The 16,842-nt window shown below is 66.1% G+C and carries 21 protein-coding genes; 19 read left to right on the top strand and 2 right to left on the bottom strand.

The genetic code is table 11. The features are described from left to right. The first annotated feature begins 6 nt into the window (after positions 1-6). From rpsE to R2733_07835, 5 genes are all read left to right on the top strand, one after another. The gene (gene rpsE / locus R2733_07855) at positions 7-579 is read left to right on the top strand and encodes a 30S ribosomal protein S5 (GenBank protein ID MEZ5376420.1); all 573 of its coding nucleotides are present in this window, start codon (positions 7-9) and stop codon (positions 577-579) included. After that, positions 579-764, top strand: a complete 186-nt coding sequence (gene rpmD / locus R2733_07850; GenBank protein MEZ5376419.1) for a 50S ribosomal protein L30 — start codon at positions 579-581, stop codon at positions 762-764. Before rpsE ends, rpmD begins: the two co-directional genes overlap by 1 nt. After that, positions 761-1,246 carry a 50S ribosomal protein L15 gene (rplO, locus tag R2733_07845; protein MEZ5376418.1) on the top strand — a complete coding sequence of 162 codons (486 nt, stop codon included), beginning with the start codon at positions 761-763 and terminating at the stop codon, positions 1,244-1,246. Before rpmD ends, rplO begins: the two co-directional genes overlap by 4 nt. A gap of 82 nt (positions 1,247-1,328) precedes the next feature. Further along, entirely contained in the window at positions 1,329-2,660 is a 1,332-nt protein-coding gene (gene secY / locus R2733_07840) for a preprotein translocase subunit SecY (GenBank protein ID MEZ5376417.1), read from the top strand. A 175-nt stretch (positions 2,661-2,835) separates the two neighbouring features. Further along, a complete protein-coding gene (locus tag R2733_07835; GenBank protein ID MEZ5376416.1) occupies positions 2,836-3,411 on the top strand; it encodes an adenylate kinase in 576 nt (191 codons plus the stop codon). 70 nt (positions 3,412-3,481) lie between these two features. Here the strand turns inward: R2733_07835 and R2733_07830 are convergent, their stop codons facing one another. Together R2733_07830 and R2733_07825 are read right to left on the bottom strand one after the other, a co-directional pair. After that, positions 3,482-4,504: a HAMP domain-containing sensor histidine kinase gene (locus R2733_07830; GenBank protein ID MEZ5376415.1), complete on the bottom strand. Its 1,023-nt coding sequence runs from the start codon at positions 4,502-4,504 to the stop codon at positions 3,482-3,484. Then, complete coding sequence (locus R2733_07825) at positions 4,501-5,373, bottom strand: response regulator transcription factor (GenBank protein MEZ5376414.1); 873 nt, start codon at positions 5,371-5,373, stop codon at positions 4,501-4,503. The genes R2733_07830 and R2733_07825 overlap by 4 nt, the downstream gene beginning before the upstream one ends. 272 nt (positions 5,374-5,645) lie before the next feature. Here R2733_07825 and infA point away from each other — a divergent pair, with 272 nt between their 5' ends. The 14 genes from infA (at position 5,646) to R2733_07755 (ending at position 16,842) form a co-directional block, all read left to right on the top strand. Continuing rightward, entirely contained in the window at positions 5,646-5,870 is a 225-nt protein-coding gene (gene infA, locus R2733_07820; GenBank protein MEZ5376413.1) for a translation initiation factor IF-1, read from the top strand. Between the two features lie 130 nt (positions 5,871-6,000). After that, positions 6,001-6,114: a 50S ribosomal protein L36 gene (gene rpmJ, locus R2733_07815; GenBank protein ID MEZ5376412.1), complete on the top strand. Its 114-nt coding sequence runs from the start codon at positions 6,001-6,003 to the stop codon at positions 6,112-6,114. Position 6,115: 1 nt separating this feature from the next. Then, positions 6,116-6,490 carry a 30S ribosomal protein S13 gene (gene rpsM, locus R2733_07810; protein MEZ5376411.1) on the top strand — a complete coding sequence of 125 codons (375 nt, stop codon included), beginning with the start codon at positions 6,116-6,118 and terminating at the stop codon, positions 6,488-6,490. A 2-nt stretch (positions 6,491-6,492) separates the two neighbouring features. Then, positions 6,493-6,891 carry a 30S ribosomal protein S11 gene (gene rpsK, locus R2733_07805; GenBank protein ID MEZ5376410.1) on the top strand — a complete coding sequence of 133 codons (399 nt, stop codon included), beginning with the start codon at positions 6,493-6,495 and terminating at the stop codon, positions 6,889-6,891. A 3-nt stretch (positions 6,892-6,894) separates the two neighbouring features. Then, the gene (rpsD, locus tag R2733_07800) at positions 6,895-7,515 is read left to right on the top strand and encodes a 30S ribosomal protein S4 (GenBank protein ID MEZ5376409.1); all 621 of its coding nucleotides are present in this window, start codon (positions 6,895-6,897) and stop codon (positions 7,513-7,515) included. 34 nt (positions 7,516-7,549) lie between these two features. Further along, the gene (locus R2733_07795) at positions 7,550-8,491 is read left to right on the top strand and encodes a DNA-directed RNA polymerase subunit alpha (protein ID MEZ5376408.1); all 942 of its coding nucleotides are present in this window, start codon (positions 7,550-7,552) and stop codon (positions 8,489-8,491) included. 2 nt (positions 8,492-8,493) lie between these two features. Then, positions 8,494-8,847 (top strand): 50S ribosomal protein L17, encoded by a 354-nt coding sequence (rplQ, locus tag R2733_07790; protein MEZ5376407.1) that lies wholly within the window; start codon positions 8,494-8,496, stop codon positions 8,845-8,847. Between the two features lie 58 nt (positions 8,848-8,905). Beyond that, complete coding sequence (gene truA / locus R2733_07785) at positions 8,906-9,730, top strand: tRNA pseudouridine(38-40) synthase TruA (protein MEZ5376406.1); 825 nt, start codon at positions 8,906-8,908, stop codon at positions 9,728-9,730. Positions 9,731-10,037: 307 nt separating this feature from the next. Next, positions 10,038-10,490, top strand: a complete 453-nt coding sequence (gene rplM, locus R2733_07780; protein ID MEZ5376405.1) for a 50S ribosomal protein L13 — start codon at positions 10,038-10,040, stop codon at positions 10,488-10,490. A 4-nt stretch (positions 10,491-10,494) separates the two neighbouring features. Further along, on the top strand, positions 10,495-10,884 hold the full coding sequence (rpsI, locus tag R2733_07775; GenBank protein ID MEZ5376404.1) for a 30S ribosomal protein S9: 390 nt from the start codon (positions 10,495-10,497) through the stop codon (positions 10,882-10,884). Between the two features lie 15 nt (positions 10,885-10,899). Continuing rightward, the gene (glmM, locus tag R2733_07770) at positions 10,900-12,246 is read left to right on the top strand and encodes a phosphoglucosamine mutase (protein MEZ5376403.1); all 1,347 of its coding nucleotides are present in this window, start codon (positions 10,900-10,902) and stop codon (positions 12,244-12,246) included. A gap of 101 nt (positions 12,247-12,347) precedes the next feature. Next, positions 12,348-15,794, top strand: coding sequence for an SIS domain-containing protein (locus R2733_07765; GenBank protein MEZ5376402.1), 3,447 nt, complete (start codon positions 12,348-12,350; stop codon positions 15,792-15,794). After that, positions 15,779-16,237, top strand: coding sequence for a holo-ACP synthase (gene acpS, locus R2733_07760; protein MEZ5376401.1), 459 nt, complete (start codon positions 15,779-15,781; stop codon positions 16,235-16,237). The genes R2733_07765 and acpS overlap by 16 nt, the downstream gene beginning before the upstream one ends. Continuing rightward, the gene (locus R2733_07755; GenBank protein MEZ5376400.1) at positions 16,234-16,842 is read left to right on the top strand and encodes a hypothetical protein; all 609 of its coding nucleotides are present in this window, start codon (positions 16,234-16,236) and stop codon (positions 16,840-16,842) included. Before acpS ends, R2733_07755 begins: the two co-directional genes overlap by 4 nt.

Here is a 16,842-nt window from a genome sequence, read left to right as displayed (position 1 = left end):
ATCGCAATGGCCAACGACAATCGAAACGACCGCGGCGATGGCCGTGAGTCACGAGTCATCACCATCAACCGAGTCTCCAAGGTGGTCAAGGGCGGACGCCGTTTCGCCTTCACCGCACTCGTCGTGCTCGGTGACGGCAACGGCCGAGTCGGTCTCGGCTACGGCAAGGCCAAGGAAGTGCCCCTCGCCATTCAGAAGGGCACCGAAGAGGCCCGGAAGCTGATGTTCGACGTGCCCATGGCCGGCGGCACCATCACGCATCCCATCCTCGGAGAACAGGGCGCTGGTCGCGTGCTCCTCAAGCCGGCCGCCCCCGGTACCGGCGTCATCGCCGGTGGTGCTGCTCGTGCCATCCTCGAAGAGGCCGGCATCCGCGACATCCTGTGCAAGTCGCTCGGTTCCGCCAACCAGATCAACGTGGCCCGAGCCACCATCAACGCCCTGCAGGGTCTCAAGCGCCCCGACGAGGTCGCTCGCCTGCGGGGTCTCGATCCTTCGGAGTTCACGCCGAAGGGCATGCTCGAGGCCTACAACGAGACACAGCGCGCTCATCGCAGTGAAGCGGTAGAGGTCAACTGATGGCAGAGTTCAAGATCACGCAGGTTCGCTCCGCAATCGGCGCCAAGCCGAAGCAGCGGGGCACCCTCCGAGCCCTCGGATTGCGCGGGGTCGGCAAGTCCAACACGATCGCTGACAGCCCAGAGCTGCGCGGTATGCTTGCTCGTGTCCCGCACCTGGTCAGCGTGGAAGAGGTGACGGCATGAAGGTTCACGATCTCCAGCCCGACGAGGGTTCGCGCAAGCGGGCCAAGCGCGTCGGTCGCGGTATCGGCGGCAAGGGCGGCAAGACCGCCGGCCGCGGCAGCAAGGGTCAGCGGGCTCGCAATACCGTGCGGGTCGGCTTCGAAGGCGGGCAGCTCCCGCTGCAGCAGCGGTTGCCAAAGCTGCGCGGCTTCGACAACCCGTTCCGCGTCGAATATCAGGCCATCAACCTCGACACCATCGCCGAATCCGGCCTCACCGAGGTCACGCCCGACGCACTGTTCGCCAAGGGTCTCATCGGCAAGGACGTCCTCGTGAAGGTCCTCGGCCGTGGCGAACTCTCCGCCGCGGTCACCGTGAAAGCTCACGCCTTCTCCAAGTCGGCCGAGGCGGCGATCACCGCCGCCGGTGGTTCGACCGAGAAGCTGCCCCTGCCGTTCGCCGTGCGTCCGGCGTCGTCGGGCAACCAGCACATGAACCGCTGATTCGATTCGATGCGAACCCCTGCCCTCACGAGGGCAGGGGTTTGTGTCATTTTGTCTCGGTAGCGACCATCAGGAGCCCGCTGTGAAAACCCTGAAGCACGTCTTTGCCACCGCAGAGTTGCGCAACAAGATCCTGTTCACCCTCGCCATGATCGCGCTCTACCGTCTCGGTGCGCAGATCCCCTCGCCGGGTGTGAACCTCGACGCCATCACCCAGCTGGCCAATGCCTCGGGCGACGACTCGCCGACCGGGGGCATCTTTGGCTACCTGCAGCTCTTCTCCGGTGGCGGTCTCGGGTCGCTGTCGTTCTTTGCGCTCGGGATCCTGCCCTACATCACGGCGTCGATCATCATCCAGATCCTCACGGTCGCGATTCCCAAGCTCGAGGAATGGCAGTCCCAGGGTGCGGTCGGCCAGCGCAAGATCACGCAGTGGACCCGCTACGTCTCCATGGTGCTCGCCCTCGTGCAGAGCACCAGCTTCGTCTTCTTGATCTCGGGCAACCCCGATGGCTTCTTCGGCACCAGCGGCATCGACCTCTTCCCACGCAACCAGGCCAATTGGGGGTTCAAGGTCGTCCTCGCCGTCACCTGCATGACCGTTGGCACCGCCATCGTGATGTGGATGGGCGAGCTCATCACGCAGAAGGGCATCGGCAACGGCATGTCGCTGATGATCTTCGCCTCGGTCGTCTCGGGTCTTCCCGGTATCGGGCTCCAGATCGAGGTGCTGCAGGGCTGGTTCGGACTGATCGTCGCCCTCGTGCTCCTCGTGGGCCTGACCGCCGGCATCACGTTCGTCGAGCAGGGCCAGCGCCGCATCCCGGTCAACTTCGCCAAGCGTGTGGTCGGTCGTCGTCAGTACGGCGGCAACAACACCTACATCCCGCTCAAGGTCAACCAGGCCGGCGTGATTCCTGTGATCTTTGCCTCATCGTTGCTCCAGTTGCCGAGCCTGTTGGTCGGTGTGCTGCCGGCTGATGGTTGGGGTCAGGACATCCGAGGGTTCGTCTCCGACAACCTCTATCGGCCCGACAACATTGGCTATGTGTTGGTGTTCGGTTTGTTGATCGTCGGCTTTGCCTACTTCTACAACTCCATCGCTTTCGACCCCATCCGACGGGCCGACGAGCTGCGCAAGTCCGGCGGCTTCATTCCCGGCATCCGGCCTGGTCCCCAGACCGAGCGCTACCTCGCCAAGGTCCTGAATCGCATCACGCTGCCTGGCGCGATCTTCCTCGCTGTTGTCGCCTTGATTCCGTCGGCCGCGTTGTCTCGAGCCCTGGGTGACTCGGGAACCCAGGTCGGTTTCTCCGGCGTCTCGATCCTGATCGCCGTTGGCGTTGCGCTCGAAACCATGAAGCAGATCGACTCGCATCTGCTCAGCCAGAACTATGAGGGCTTCCTCAAATAGTCGGCGCTCGGACCGTGATGGGCAAGGTTGCCGACTGGACAAGCGGCGCACGATCTGAGACCTTGTCTGGCCATGTCCAACGGACTCACCCGAGTTCACCGACACCGCGGCCCGATCTGATCGTTGGTCAACACATCTGCGGTGAACGCCCGGACCGCTCTCTTGGGAGGAAACAGTGTCGAGCCCCACACGTTTGGTGATCTTCGGTCGCCAAGGCGCCGGTAAGGGAACGCAGTGCGTGCGTCTGGTCGAGAAGTACGGCGTCCAGCACATCTCCACCGGCGACATGCTGCGTGGCGCCGTCGCCGCAGGCACCGAGATGGGGCTCAAGGCGAAGGCGGTCATGGACGCCGGCAATCTCGTGGGCGACGACATCATCAACGGCATCGTGCGCGAGCGGCTCGCCGCCGACGACATCGCCGAGCACGGCTTCGTGCTCGATGGCTACCCCCGCACCGTCGCCCAGGCCGAGGCGCTCGTCCAGATCCTGGGCGACGATTCCCTGCACTGTGTGGTCGATCTCGACGTGCCGCTCGATGAGGTCACCGAGCGCATGAAGGCCCGTGGTCGCGACGACGACACCGACGAGGGCATCGCCCGTCGACTCGAGCTCTACGAACAGGAGACCCGCCCGGTGCTCGACTGGTTCGCCGCTCGCGGTCTGCTGATCCAGGTCGATGGGCTCGCCGATGAGGCCACGGTGACCGAGCGGCTGTTCGCCGCCATCGACACCGCGATGGCCTCGGCCTGAGCGCATCGACACCGCGATGGCCTCGGCCTGAGCGCATCGGCACCGCAATGGCCTCGGCCTTCGCCAGGCATCACGCCCGGGGGAGTTCGACGATCACGGTCGTACCGGCCGGTGAGCGGTCGGTGATCTGAATCGTGCCTCGGTGGGTCTCGACGATCCGCTTGGCGATGGCGAGTCCCAGTCCGGCGCCGCCTCGTTGGCCCGATGGTGGACGATCGTCCTGCCAGAAGCGCTCGAACACCATCGCCTTTCGATCGTCGGGGATACCCGGACCAGTGTCGGAGACCGATACCCGGATCCGGCGGTCGTCATCGCTGGTCGAGCACGCCGTGATCGTGACGGGCGCGCCGTCGGGCGAGAACCGCACGGCGTTCGTGAGCAGGTTGGTGAAGAGCTGAGCGAGGCGAGCGGCGTCGCCGTGCACCGGGAGATCGATCGCCGTCTTCAGATCGACCGTGGTGTCGGGCGTCACGAGTCGGGTCCGTCCGGCCACATCATGAAGCAGGTCGCCGAGATCAATCCGTTCCGGTCGCTCGATGCCATCGAGTGCGTCGAGCCGGGAGAGGTCGAGGAGTTGGGTGACGAGGTCACCAAGGTGCTCGGCGTGGTGCAGCAGCACCGCGATCGTCTTGGCGTCCGGCCGGCCGACCCCGTCGGCGAGGTTCTCGAGTGTTCCCCGCAGCGCAGCAACCGGGGTACGTAACTCGTGTGACGCGTTGGCGATGAACTCGCGCTGGCGACGATCTGCCTCGGCCAGGTCGGTGGTCATCGAGTTGAACGCCTCGGCCAAGCGCCCGACCTCGTCGGCACCGGTGACGTCGATCGGGTCGACGGGTCGACGTTCGGCCATGTCGTTTGCCGCCACCGCCATCTGCCGCAGCGGGCGCGTCATCCCGCGAGCGAGGAACTGGACCATGGCCAGCGCCAGCGAGGCGGCAACGAGGGGTCGGAGCCACGCCGGCCAGCCGAGCTCGAGGCCGATCTGGCTGACGAGCGCCGTGACGGCCACCGCGGCCACGATCACGATCGACCACTTGGTCTTGATCGATCTGATGCCGGCCAGTGGAACGAACCGCCGAAGGGGCGACGTCATCGCCGGTCGTCACTCTCGGTCGTTCGCAGGGCTTCGCCCTCTGTTGTTCGTAGGGCTTCGCCCTCTGTTGTTCGTAGGGCTTCGCCCTCTGTTGTTCGTAGGGCTTCGCCCTGTGTCGTTCGCAGGGCTGCGCCCTGTGCGGTACCCATGCCGTACCCCACACCGTGCACCGTGCGAATGGCGTCGTCGCCCAGTTTGCGGCGCACCGAACGCACGTGGGAATCCACGGTGCGGGCGCCTGAGCCGTCGCGGTAACCCCACACTGCGAAGAGCAACTCCTCGCGAGTGAACACCCGACCGTGATCCTGGGCAAGACGATGCACGAGGTCGAATTCGGTCGGGGTGAGATGGACCGGGTCGGTGTCGACGAGCGCCAGCCGACGCGCCGGGTCGAGCGTCACTCGCCCGATGCTCAGCACGGGGGAGTGGACGGGGTCGGTCAGGGCGGCCACGGCGGCTGCCTGCGCCGTCTCGACCCGGCGGAGTACCGCACGGACCCGGGCGACCAGCTCACGCGGCGAGAACGGCTTCGTGATGTAGTCATCGGCGCCCACGCCGAGTCCGACGAGGAGATCCATCTCGTCGTCTCGGGCCGTGAGCATGACCACCGGTGTCGGCCGCTCCGCCTGGATCCGACGGCAGACCTCGATGCCATCGAGCCCGGGAAGCCCGAGGTCGAGGACGATCAGTGCGAACTCGACCTCGGCGCAACGCTCGACCGCCACGCGTCCGTCGTGGACACACTCCACATCGAAACCCTCACTGACCAGGCGCAACACCACCGCCTCGGCGATCGTCGGCTCGTCCTCGACGACGAGGAGGCGCGGTGTCCACACTTGGGCGCCCATCCGGGCTACAACAGGTGTCATTCCGCCAACGGTACGAAATGGCCGTGAAGGTCGCTCGGACACCCGGTGAAGATTCGGTGCAGGTGCCATCGCCGCTGCATTGTCGATCCTCACTGTGCGATGACGAGGGTTGGAGCGCGGGTCACCGACCACTAGCATGGTCGGTCGGCCATCGACGCGTCTCATTGTCGCTGCGGTTGCCTCACTCTCCGAGTTCCTCCAGCACGTACCGCGTCAGTGGCATCAGGTTGGAATCCGAGCGGAGAGTCGTCCACTCGTCGAGGAGGAACGTCCTGCCGAAGTCCAAGGAAGATGCGATTGTCCTCGAGGGCACCATCGTCGAGTCGCTCCCGAACGCCATGTTCCGGGTCGAACTCGAAAACGGTCTGACCGTGCTCGGCCACATCTCAGGCAAGATGCGCCGGCACTACATCCGAATTCTTCCGGGCGACCGGGTGCAGGTGGAGCTCACGCCCTACGACCTCACCCGTGGACGCATCACCTACCGCTACAAGTAGGCACCGATTCCGACTCACCGGTCGGCGAGTTCGCTCGCCACTCGCGGTGAGATGCCCGTGCGGCGCTCCATGCGTCGACACGGCATGCCAATCCGAAAACCAGGTAACCAACCATGACACGGGATGCACGATGAAGGTACGACCCAGCGTCAAGAAGATGTGCGAGAACTGCAAGGTCATTCGTCGGCGCGGACGCGTCATGGTGATCTGCGAGAACCCGCGTCACAAGCAGAGGCAAGGCTGATATGGCACGCATCGCCGGCGTTGATATTCCACGCGACAAGCAGGTGGGCATCTCCCTCACCTACATCTTCGGCGTAGGCCGCACCACGGCGAGCGAGGTGCTCGACCGCACGGGTGTCGACGCCACGACTCGGGTCAAGGACCTGACCGAAGCCGAGGTCATGGCCATCCGTGCCGACATCGACGCCAACGTGAAGACCGAGGGTGACCTCCGGCGCGGGGTGTCACAAGACATCAAGCGCAAGATGGAGATCGGAAGCCACCAGGGCATCCGTCACCGCAAGGGCCTGCCGGTCCGCGGTCAGCGCACCCAGACCAATGCCCGCACCCGCAAGGGCCCGAAGCGCACCGTCGCCGGCAAGAAGAAGGCAAAGTAGACATGGCCAAGCCAAGTTCCGGAGGCCGGCGGCCTCGCAAGAAAGAGCGCAAGAACGTCTCGCACGGCGTTGCGCACATCAAGTCGAGCTTCAACAACACCATCGTTGCCATCACCGACCAGGACGGCAACGTGCTGTCGTGGGCCTCGGCCGGCAACGTCGGCTTCAAGGGGTCTCGCAAGAGCACCCCGTATGCCGCCCAGATGGCCGCCGAAGCCGCCGCTCGCCGGGCCATGGAGCACGGCGTCCGCAAGGTCGACGTCCAGGTGAAGGGTCCGGGCTCTGGCCGCGAGACCGCCATCCGCTCCATTCAGAACAGCGGGATCGAAGTGACGGGCATCAAAGACGTCACCCCGGTTCCCCACAACGGCTGCCGGCCGCCGAAGCGTCGGAGGGTTTGATCAATGTCGCGTTACACCGGGCCCCGCGCTCGCATCTCTCGCCGCCTTGGCACCAACATCTTCGACACGCGGGGTGAAGCCCAGGCACTCGAGAAGCGGCCGTATCCGCCGGGCGTGCACGGTCGCACCCGCCGCCGGGGCAACAACAACACCGAGTATCTCTTCCAGCTCCAGGAGAAGCAGAAGGCCCGCTTCGCCTACGGTCTGACCGAGCGTCAGTTCCGCAAGATCTATGACGAAGCCCAGCGTCGCCCCGGTGTCACCGGTGAGAACATGCTGCGCTTCCTCGAGCTCCGCCTCGACAACGTGGTCTACCGCGCCGGGCTGTGCTCGACCCGGGCCCAGGCCCGCCAGTTCGTGAGCCACGGCCACATCAAGGTCAACGGCAAGCGTGTCAACATCCCCTCTTACCGAGTCCGCAAGGGCGACGTGGTGGAGTTCAAGGAGAAGACCCGCGAGAACGCCGTCATCCAGTGGAACCGGGACGTGCTCGATCGCACGCCCCCCGCATGGCTCGACCGGGCTGCCGACGGCACCTCGGTCACCGTGTACAGCGAACCCCTGCGTGAGCAGATCGACGTTCCGCTGCGTGAGCAGCTCATCGTCGAGCTGTACTCGAAGTAGTCCCTCGCCCGAGCTGGCCGGAAGGAATCCCACCATGCTGATCATTCAGCGCCCCACCGTGGAGCAACTCGACGACGGCGAATCGAACACCGGTCGCTTTGCGATTGGCCCTCTCGAGCCTGGCTTCGGTCACACGCTCGGGAACTCGCTTCGTCGCACGCTGCTGTCCTCGGTTCCTGGCGCCGCCATCACCAGTGTCCGGTTCGATGACGCCCTGCACGAGTTCGACACCCTGCCCGGTGTGGTCGAAGACGTCACCGACATCATCTTGAACCTCAAGGACATCGTCGTCACCAGCACGAGCGACGAGCCCGCCACGCTGCGACTCGATGCCCGCGGCCCCGGCGACGTCACGGCTGCCGACATCGCGTGCCCTCCCGAGGTCGAGTTGCTCAACGGCGACATCCACCTCGCCAAGCTCGACGGCAAGGGTCGCATCGCGATCGATCTCGTGGTCGAGCGTGGCCGCGGCTGGATCGGTTCGGACCGCGCGACCAACAACACCGTCATCGGCGTCATCCCGATCGACGCGATCTTCAGCCCGATCCGTCGGGTCTCGATCACTGTCGAGCCGACCCGCGTCGAGCAGTCCACCAACTACGACCGCCTCATTCTCGAGATCGAGACCGATGGCGCCATTTCGCCTCGTGAATCGCTGGCCTCGGCCGGTGCGACCCTGCGCTCGTTGGTGCAGCTGGTCGAAGAGATGAGCGACGAGCCCGAGGGCCTCACCCTGGGCGAAGCACCCGCCGCTGCGTCGGGTTCGCCCGACCTCGATCTGCCGATCGAAGACCTCGACCTGTCCGAGCGCCCGCGCAACTGCCTCAAGCGTGCGCAGGTGAACAGCATCGGGGAACTGTTGACCAAGACCGAAGACGACTTGCTGGCCATCACCAACTTCGGCCAGAAGTCCCTCGACGAAGTGATCGCCAAGCTCGACGAGCGTGGCCTGTCGCTTCGTGGATCCAGGAGCTGACGATGCAAGGACGTCCCCGCAAGGCCCGCCGATTCGGCGGCTCTGCACAACACCAGAAGCTGATGATGGCGAACCTCGTTGCGTCGCTGGTCGCCGCCGAGGGCATCGTCACCACCGAGGCCAAGGCGAAGGCCATGCGCCCCATCGCCGAGCGCATCATCACCAAGTCGAAGAAGGGTGGTCTCCACAACTACCGTCAGGTGCTGTCGTACCTCGGCGACGTGGAGATGACCACCAAGTTGTTCGACGACGTCGGTCCTCGTTATGCCGATCGGCCCGGGGGCTACACCCGGATCCTCAAGATCGGTCAACGAGCGGGTGACAACGCGCCGATGGCGCGCATCGAGCTGGTCTGACCTCGTCGGCGCCCCGCCGACGATGACCTAGCGTCACGGCAGCGACCATCTCACCGACGTGGAAACGCTGAGTCTCTTTCCCGAAACGAGCGGACCTCAGGGTCCGCTCGTTCGCGTTGCGCTGCTGATCGCCTACCACGGCGGACGTTTCCGTGGGCTGGCGCCGAATGCCGGCGTCCGCACCGTCGTCGGCGAGATCGCCGACACCCTGCGTCCGTTCCTCGGCTATCACCCCGACATCGTGATGTCGGGCCGTACCGACGCCGGCGTCCACGCCTGGGGTCAGGTGCTCTCTCTCGACGTTCCCGAGGCCAAAGCCGACCCCGAGCGAATCACTCGGGTGATCAACGTGGGGCTCCAACCGGAGGTCGTGTGCCGAGACGCCCGGCTGGTGTCCGACGACTTCAGCGCTCGGTTCTCTGCGACCGGACGCAGCTACCGCTTCTATGTCCTGAACACCGAGCACCCGAGCCCGTTCCACGCCGACACGATGTGGTGGGTGCCCGAGCCGCTGAACGTGGCCTCGATGCGTCTGGCTTGCGACCCGATCATCGGAGAGCACGACTTCGCGTCGTTCTGCCGCCGGCCGAAGAGCGACGATGGCACCGAGGTGTCACTCGTGCGTCGTGTGACCCGGGCCCATTGGACCGACCTCGGCGACGGTGTCCTTCGCTTCGAGATCGACGGATCGGCGTTCTGTCATCAGATGGTCCGCAGCATCGTCGGTTTCCACGTGGCCGTCGGCAAGGGGCGCCGGTCGGCCGGCGAGCTGCTCGGCGTGTTGGCTGCCCGCGATCGCAACGCTGCGGTCTCTCCTGCACCGCCCCACGGTCTCACCCTGTGGTCGGTCGTCTATCCCGACGACCCGTTCGCCCGCTCCTGAACGATCCGATCGACGAAGTCGGTCGAATGGGCTCGCTGTTGCACGGTTGCGACGGAGGAGCGCCGTTTCGGGCGTTTGACTTGGGTGGCCGGCGGCCCGATCGACGAAGTCGGTCGAAAGCGGCTGAGGTGTTGCACGGTTGCGACGGAGGAGCGCCGTTTCGGGCGTTTGACTTGGGTGGCCGGCGGCCCGATCGACGAAGTCGGTCGAAAGGGACATAGCACGGTTGGGACGGGCAGCGCGCGACCCTATGCTTGCTCTTCGGCTGTTTCGGCCCGGCTTTTGCTGTCAAGACTGCAGGTACCCCGTGAAGACGTACTCACCGAAGAAATCCGAGATCGACCGCCAGTGGTTCGTGGTCGATGCCGAGGGTATGACCCTCGGTCGTATGGCCACCGAGGTCGCTCGCATCCTGCGGGGGAAGCACAAGCCGACCTTCGCCCCCCACATGGACATGGGCGATCACGTGATCGTCGTCAATGCTTCGAAGATCGTGCTCACCTCCGACAAGGCGTCGAAGAAGCAGGTGCACCGTCACTCCGGCTATCCGGGTGGTCTCACCTCGCTGAGCTATGCCGAGTCGCTGGGCAAGCGCCCGGCCGACACGGTCCGTAAGTCGATCACCGGCATGCTGCCGAAGAACCGGCTCGGTAGCCAGATGGCCACCAAGCTCAAGGTCTACGCAGGCCCGGAGCACCCCCACGGCGCCCAGTCGCCGACCGTTCTCGAGATTCCCGGCGCACGCCGAGAGGTGAAGTGACACCATGGCTTCTTTGATCCAGACCACCGGCCGGCGCAAGCAGGCTGTCGCTCGTGTTCGTGTGTCCGCCGGTAGCGGCACGATCACCGCCAATGGCCGGGCGTTCGATGACTACTTCCCCTCTGCGGTGCACCGCCGGCTCATCACCGAGCCCCTGCGGGTCACCGAGACCGAAGAGGCCTACGACATCGACGTCACCCTCGATGGTGGTGGTCTCTCGGGTCAGGCTGGCGCCTTCCGCCTCGGCATCGCTCGTGCGCTGATCTCCCTCGACCCGGAATGCCGCACCGCGGTGAAGGCCGAAGGCCTGCTCACCCGTGATCCCCGCAAGAAGGAATCGAAGAAGTACGGCCTCAAGAAGGCCCGTAAGGCGCCGCAGTACTCCAAGCGCTGAGCTGCGCTCGCTCCGATGGTGCTTCCGTCGTTCGGTACCGATGGGGTACGTGGAGTCGCCAATACTGATCTGACCCCAGAGGTGGCACTGGCCCTCGGCCGTGCCGCCGCTGGCGTTTTGGGCGGCGACACGTTCGTGATCGGCCGTGACCCCCGCCGGTCGGGGCCGATGCTCGAAGCCGCGCTGGCGGCAGGGCTGGCGGCCAGTGGCGCATCGGTCGAGTTGTTGGGCGTGGTGCCGACGCCCACCGTGGCCTGGGTCTGCGCCGAGCGGCAGTTGCCCGGCGCCATGATCTCGGCGTCGCACAATCCCTTCGCCGACAACGGCATCAAGCTCTTCGCCGCCGGCGGCATCAAGTTGTCCGACGCGGCCGAAGCCGACATCCAAGCCCGGTTCCACGCCATCCTCACCGACGGTGCGAACACCACGGCGGCACCCACCGGTGCTGGAGTCGGCGAGATCACCTCGCACGATCCATGCGACGACTGGGTCCATTCGGTCGTCGAGTCGCTGGGCGGGCGCAAGCTCGACGGCGCTCGGGTCGTGCTCGACGGTGCGAACGGCGCGGCGAGCATCGTGGGGCCAATGGTCTTCGAAGAGCTTGGTGCTCACGTCACGGTGATCGGAAACGAGCCGGATGGTTTGAACATCAACCTCGAACGTGGCTCGACCAGCCCGGCGGCGCTGCAGGCGGCGGTCGTCGAGCACTCGGCCGACATGGGGCTCGCCTTCGACGGCGATGCCGATCGCCTCATCGCCGTCGATCACACCGGCGCCATCGTCGATGGCGACCACATCTTGGCCATTCTCGCCAACGATTGGGCCGCGAGCGGGCGTTTGCGCCACAACACCCTCGTCGTCACGGTCATGAGCAATCTCGGACTCCACCTTGCGATGCGTGAGGCGGGCATCGAGGTACGCCAGACCGGCGTCGGTGACCGCTACGTGCTGGCCGAGCTCGACGCCGGCAACTTCTCGCTCGGTGGTGAGCAATCGGGTCACGTGATCTGCCGGGATCTTGCCACGACCGGCGATGGCGTACTGGCGGCGGCCCAGCTTGCCGATGCCGTCGTGCGGTCGGGGTCGTCGCTTGCCGAGCTGGCCTCGAACGCCATGAGTACGGTCCCGCAGGTTCTCAAGAACGTCCGGCTCCCCGCACGCGACCCTGAGCTGCTCGCCAAGCTCTCGCCGCACATCGAGGCGGCGGAGGCGGAGCTGGGAACGCAGGGTCGAGTGCTGGTGCGAGCATCGGGCACCGAGCCGCTCATTCGCGTCATGGTCGAACATCTCGATGCGGCAACTGCGGAACGGATCTGCGCCCAACTGGTGCAAACCACCCAGTCGTTCGTTACCGGAGGATGAACTCGCCGCCCCGATGAGGCCGATTGCCTACATCGACTCAGGGGCAGGGAAGATCAGCCGATCCATACTGGGTACGGACCCTATTGAGGAGGCCGATTTCTGTGTGCGGCATCATCGCCATTGCCCGTCGTCGAACCCAGCGGGCAACCCCTGCGGCCGACGAGATCCAGCAGCTCGTCACCGCCGCCACGTCGGCGCTTCCCGAGGCCGGTGCCGATGATCTGGCGGCCCGCCTGACCTCGGCGGCCGAGGCACTCGGCGCTGTCGACCACCTGCTGCGGGGCGAGGCTGGGCTGCGAGCGCTGCTCCAGCATGAGGGTCTGGCGGCCACCGTCGCCTCCGACATCGCCCTCATCGGCGATCGTCTCGCCACCATCGAGCAGCACCTGTTCGACCATGGCCACGAGTACCACGATCTCGAGGCCATCAACTCCGCACTGATCGCAGCGAAGGATGGTGCTTGGGCGATCGAGCGCGACCGTCTGCGCATGGCGACCGAAGTTGCTGCGCTGGCCGGCCCCTCACCATCGGACGCAGCCATTGCTGCGTTCATGAGCATCCAACAGGCCCTCAGCTCACTCGACCGGCTCGAGGTACGTGGCCGCGACAGCGCCGGTCTTCACCTGCTCGTCCGGCACCACGGTCTCGACCTCGAGCATCCCCAGTTCGCGTCGTTGATGACCGAGCGCGCCAACGACCCGCTCTTCACCAGCGGCGCCGTCCGCACCCCCGACGGCCACCTCAGCCTCGTCTACAAGGCGGCGGCCGAGATCGGCGAACTTGGCGACAACACCAAGGCGATGCGGGCCGGTATCGCATCCGACGAATTGCTCGCTGCTGCGCTGGCCAACGAGGCGGCCGAGGTGACCGTGCTCGGGCACACCCGCTGGGCATCGGTCGGCATCATCTCCGAGCCAAATGCCCACCCGGTCAACTCCGACGAGGTGGGAAGCACCGACGCTCCCTACGTCACGGCCACGCTCAACGGCGACGTCGACAACTTCGCCGACCTCATCGCCCTCGAGAAGTTGGCGATCGCCGGTGAGATCACCACCGACGCCAAGGTGATCCCCACGATGGTGTCCCGCGGTCTGGCCGAGGGACTCGATCTCGACGAGGCCGTTCGTTCGGCCGTGTCCCAGTTCGAGGGCTCGGTCGCCATCGGGATCTCGACCACGGCCGAGCCCGGTGACCTCCATCTCGCGCTCCGTGGCTCGGGTCAGGGTGTGTTCGTCGGCCTGGCCGAAGACGCGTTCGTGATCGCCTCCGAGCCCTACGGCGTCGTCGAAGACGCCAGCCTGTACCTGCGGATGGATGGCGAAACCCCATCGGATCCCGACAACCCCACGGGAAGCCAGGGGCAGATCATCCGGATCCGCGGCGCCATGGCCGGTAATCGCAACGGGCTGAGCCGCATGTCGTACGACGGCACCGAGCTTCCGGTCGACGAGGTCGAGTGGAAGACCCCCGAGGTCACCACCCGTGACATCGATCGAGGCGACGCCCCTCACTTCCTGCTCAAGGAGATCTCCGAATCGCCGGGTTCGTTCGCGAAGACCCTGCGCGGCCGTCTGATCGAGACCGACGGCACGCTCAGCGTGCGTCTGCCCGATGAAACCATGAACGACGCCGTTGCTGCCCGCCTTCGGTCCGGCTCGATCCGCCGGGTCGAAGTGATCGGTCAGGGCACCGCCGCCGTCGCCGGCCAAGCCGTCGCCTCTGCGTTCGAGTGGATGCTCGAGGGGATGAACATCCCCGTCCGGGCCATCACCGCAACCGAGCTCTCTGGCTTCCAGCTGGCCGACGACATGTCCGATGTGCTCGTCGTCGCCATCAGCCAATCCGGCACCACGACCGATACGAACCGGACGGTCGACCTCCTGCACGGACGCGGCGCCATCGTGCTCGCCATCGTGAACCGTCGTGGCAGCGACCTGGTCGACAAGTCCGACGGTGTTCTCTACACCTCCGATGGTCGCGACGTCGAGATGAGCGTGGCATCCACCAAGGCGTTCTACGCCCAGATCGCCGCCGGCTTCTTGCTGGCGGAGGGTGTGTCGCAGCTGATGGGCGCCGGTTCGTCGGACGGCACCAAGGCGACCGGTCGAACGGCCGCCGAGCGCCAATCGGTGTTGGCCGGGCTGCGTGCGCTCCCGGCGGCCATGACTGCCACGCTCGCCAAGCGTCCGGAGATCGCCGCCGCCGCCGATCGGCACGCGCCGAGCCGCCGCTACTGGGCAATGGTCGGCAATGGCGCCAACGCGGTTGCGGCACGCGAGCTTCGCATCAAGCTGTCGGAGCTCTGCTACAAGTCCATCGCCTGCGACATCACCGAAGACAAGAAGCACATCGATCTGTCGTCCGAGCCGTTGATCCTCGTGTGTGCCGCCGGACTCGTCGGGTCGAACGCCGACGACGTCGCGAAGGAAGTCGCGATCTTCCGAGCGCACAAGGCCGCGCCGATCGTCATCGCCACCGACGGCGAGAATCGCTTCAACGGGGCGCTCGACGTGATCTTCGTCCCCGAGACCCACCCGCTGCTCGCGTTCGTGTTGTCCACGGTGGTCGGCCACTTGTTCGGCTACGAGGCAGCCCTTGCGATCGATGCGTCGGCCCGCCCGCTGCGCGAGGCCCGGGGCATCATCGAGGGCTTCGTCGGTGCGACCGGCGAGGAGTGGTTCAACCAGTTCGCCAACGACCTGGAGCCCAAGGCAGCCTCGTTCTTCACCCTGTTGCGCGACGGGCGCTACAACGGTCAACTTGAGGCTTCGACCGCCACACGGGTCGCCACGCTGCTCCGTTTCGCCGGGCAGGCCTACCCGCTCGAGGCCTATCAGCTGGAGTTCGGCAAGGTCGGCACCCCGGGTGTCGTCGTCGAGGATCTCGCAGCGGCATTGACCAAGGGCATCGAGGAACTCACTCGTCCGGTCGACGCCATCAAGCACCAGGCCAAGACGGTCACCGTCGGCATCTCGCGTGCCGACGAGTCCCTGCTCCAGTCCGACCTCATCCAGGGCGTGCTCGCGACGGGCTGCCCCCGCGACCGCCTCAGCTACCGCACCCTGCGCTCGTTGGCGGCCCTCGACCCGGCGATCGACGAGGTCACCGGGTATACCCGCTACCGGATCGAGGGCGACCCCGATGACAGCGCACAGATCTTCGTTGCCGACAAGGGTGGCCTGGCCGCCAACCTCAGCTCTCGGGTGGCCGACGATCCGTCGTTGCGAGGTACCAAGCACCGGGTGGCGGCCGATCGCGAGCTGATCGTCACGGTCGGTTCCGACGGTCGCACGGTCCTCATCGTGCCTGAGGTGAAAGACGGCGAGACCACCGGCCTCACGCTCTGCCATCTGAAGGTCAACGAAGGTCTCGACGCCGGTACTGCCCGCTCGGTGCTGCAGGGCTACCACAAGCGGTATCGCCAGCTGGTCGACGTGGTCACCGAGACGCAGCCGACGTTCCGTGAGGATCTCCTCGGGTCGGTGCCGACCGTCGAGCTGCTCACGGCGCCCATCAGTACCGTTGCAGCACGATGGGCCACGAACTGACCGACGCCGATGCAGGGTTCGAGGCGGCAGCCACTCAAGCTGCCGCCCTCGAAGCGTTGATAGGGCGATCTGTCGTCTCCATCGGCGTCGATGTGGTCGAGATCGACCGGATCCGGCGCATCACGGTCAGTCGTAGCGGCTTCGTTCGCCGCGTCTACACCGACGACGAGTCTCGCTATGCGCTCGCCGCCCGTGATCCAGCGGAGCGGTTCGCCGCCCGGTTCGCGGCCAAGGAGGCGACGATGAAGGCGCTCGGGGTCGGGCTCGGTGGGGTCGACTTTCGTGACATGGCCGTTTCGAAGGCACCCTCGGGTGCGCCGTCGCTGGTCGTCAGCGGTCGCGCCGCCATCCGGGCGAATGAGCTCGGTATCGGCGGTTGGCTGCTCACCCTGTCGCACAGTGACACGATTGCCATCGCAGTGGTGGCAGGATTGGCGTCGTGACCGCCGATGCTCCGCGCTGGAACCAGCTGATCGCTGCGTCGCTCGAACGGCTGTGGCGCGAGTTCGCGCCGCCGGACTCGCTCCTGCCCCAGTTGGCCTTCGATGCCGTGCTCGTGCGCGCCGACGATGGTGAGTTCCTCGAGTGCCTTCCTCGTCTGCTCGAGCTGGTGACCCTTCCCGGCGCCGACCCCGAGCTCGCGGTTGCGGTCTTCGATCGGCTCGAGTCCCACGAGTGGACCTCGTGGCCCGACGAACGCCGACGACCGGTCGAAGAGCTGCTCGACCGATGGTGGGCAACCCACCTGGCGCTCGAACCGGGTGATCCGCCGGCCCACGACGTCCTTGCCGCCCTGGTCCGCCTCGACCAGCCGGCGAACCGATGGCTGCAGCCATGGCTCGAGGACCTCGATGGCCCTGGCGCTCGCCACCTGGCGCTCCTGGTGCGCGACCAGCTCAGCTCCACTCGGTGGAGCGAGGTTCCCGACCGTCGAGGGCAGGTGCTGGCGTGGACTCGTTCCGAGCCCGTGGTCATGGGACTCACGCTCGTCGGCGGCGTCCACCTCGACCCGGGCCAACTCGGCGACGCCTTGGATCGGATGCTCTGA

The organism is Acidimicrobiales bacterium, assembly GCA_041394265.1.
In the GTDB taxonomy this organism is placed as follows: Bacteria; Actinomycetota; Acidimicrobiia; order Acidimicrobiales; family SZUA-35; genus JBBQUN01.
This window is presented reverse-complemented; position numbering and strand designations above follow the sequence as displayed.

Bases quoted from the DNA above. Each gene is read 5' to 3' on its own strand.
- acpS (MEZ5376401.1), top strand. From the start codon at position 15,779: ATGGGCCACGAACTGACCGACGCCGATGCAGGGTTCGAGGCGGCAGCC.
- rplQ (MEZ5376407.1), top strand. From the start codon at position 8,494: ATGCAAGGACGTCCCCGCAAGGCCCGCCGATTCGGCGGCTCTGCACAA.
- rplO (MEZ5376418.1), top strand. From the start codon at position 761: ATGAAGGTTCACGATCTCCAGCCCGACGAGGGTTCGCGCAAGCGGGCC.
- R2733_07830 (MEZ5376415.1), bottom strand. From the start codon at position 4,504: ATGACGTCGCCCCTTCGGCGGTTCGTTCCACTGGCCGGCATCAGATCG.
- rpsM (MEZ5376411.1), top strand. From the start codon at position 6,116: ATGGCACGCATCGCCGGCGTTGATATTCCACGCGACAAGCAGGTGGGC.
- rpsK (MEZ5376410.1), top strand. From the start codon at position 6,493: ATGGCCAAGCCAAGTTCCGGAGGCCGGCGGCCTCGCAAGAAAGAGCGC.
- rpsI (MEZ5376404.1), top strand. From the start codon at position 10,495: ATGGCTTCTTTGATCCAGACCACCGGCCGGCGCAAGCAGGCTGTCGCT.
- rpmJ (MEZ5376412.1), top strand. From the start codon at position 6,001: ATGAAGGTACGACCCAGCGTCAAGAAGATGTGCGAGAACTGCAAGGTC.
- rpsD (MEZ5376409.1), top strand. From the start codon at position 6,895: ATGTCGCGTTACACCGGGCCCCGCGCTCGCATCTCTCGCCGCCTTGGC.
- rpsE (MEZ5376420.1), top strand. From the start codon at position 7: ATGGCCAACGACAATCGAAACGACCGCGGCGATGGCCGTGAGTCACGA.
- rpmD (MEZ5376419.1), top strand. From the start codon at position 579: ATGGCAGAGTTCAAGATCACGCAGGTTCGCTCCGCAATCGGCGCCAAG.
- glmM (MEZ5376403.1), top strand. From the start codon at position 10,900: ATGGTGCTTCCGTCGTTCGGTACCGATGGGGTACGTGGAGTCGCCAAT.
- R2733_07795 (MEZ5376408.1), top strand. From the start codon at position 7,550: ATGCTGATCATTCAGCGCCCCACCGTGGAGCAACTCGACGACGGCGAA.
- R2733_07825 (MEZ5376414.1), bottom strand. From the start codon at position 5,373: ATGACACCTGTTGTAGCCCGGATGGGCGCCCAAGTGTGGACACCGCGC.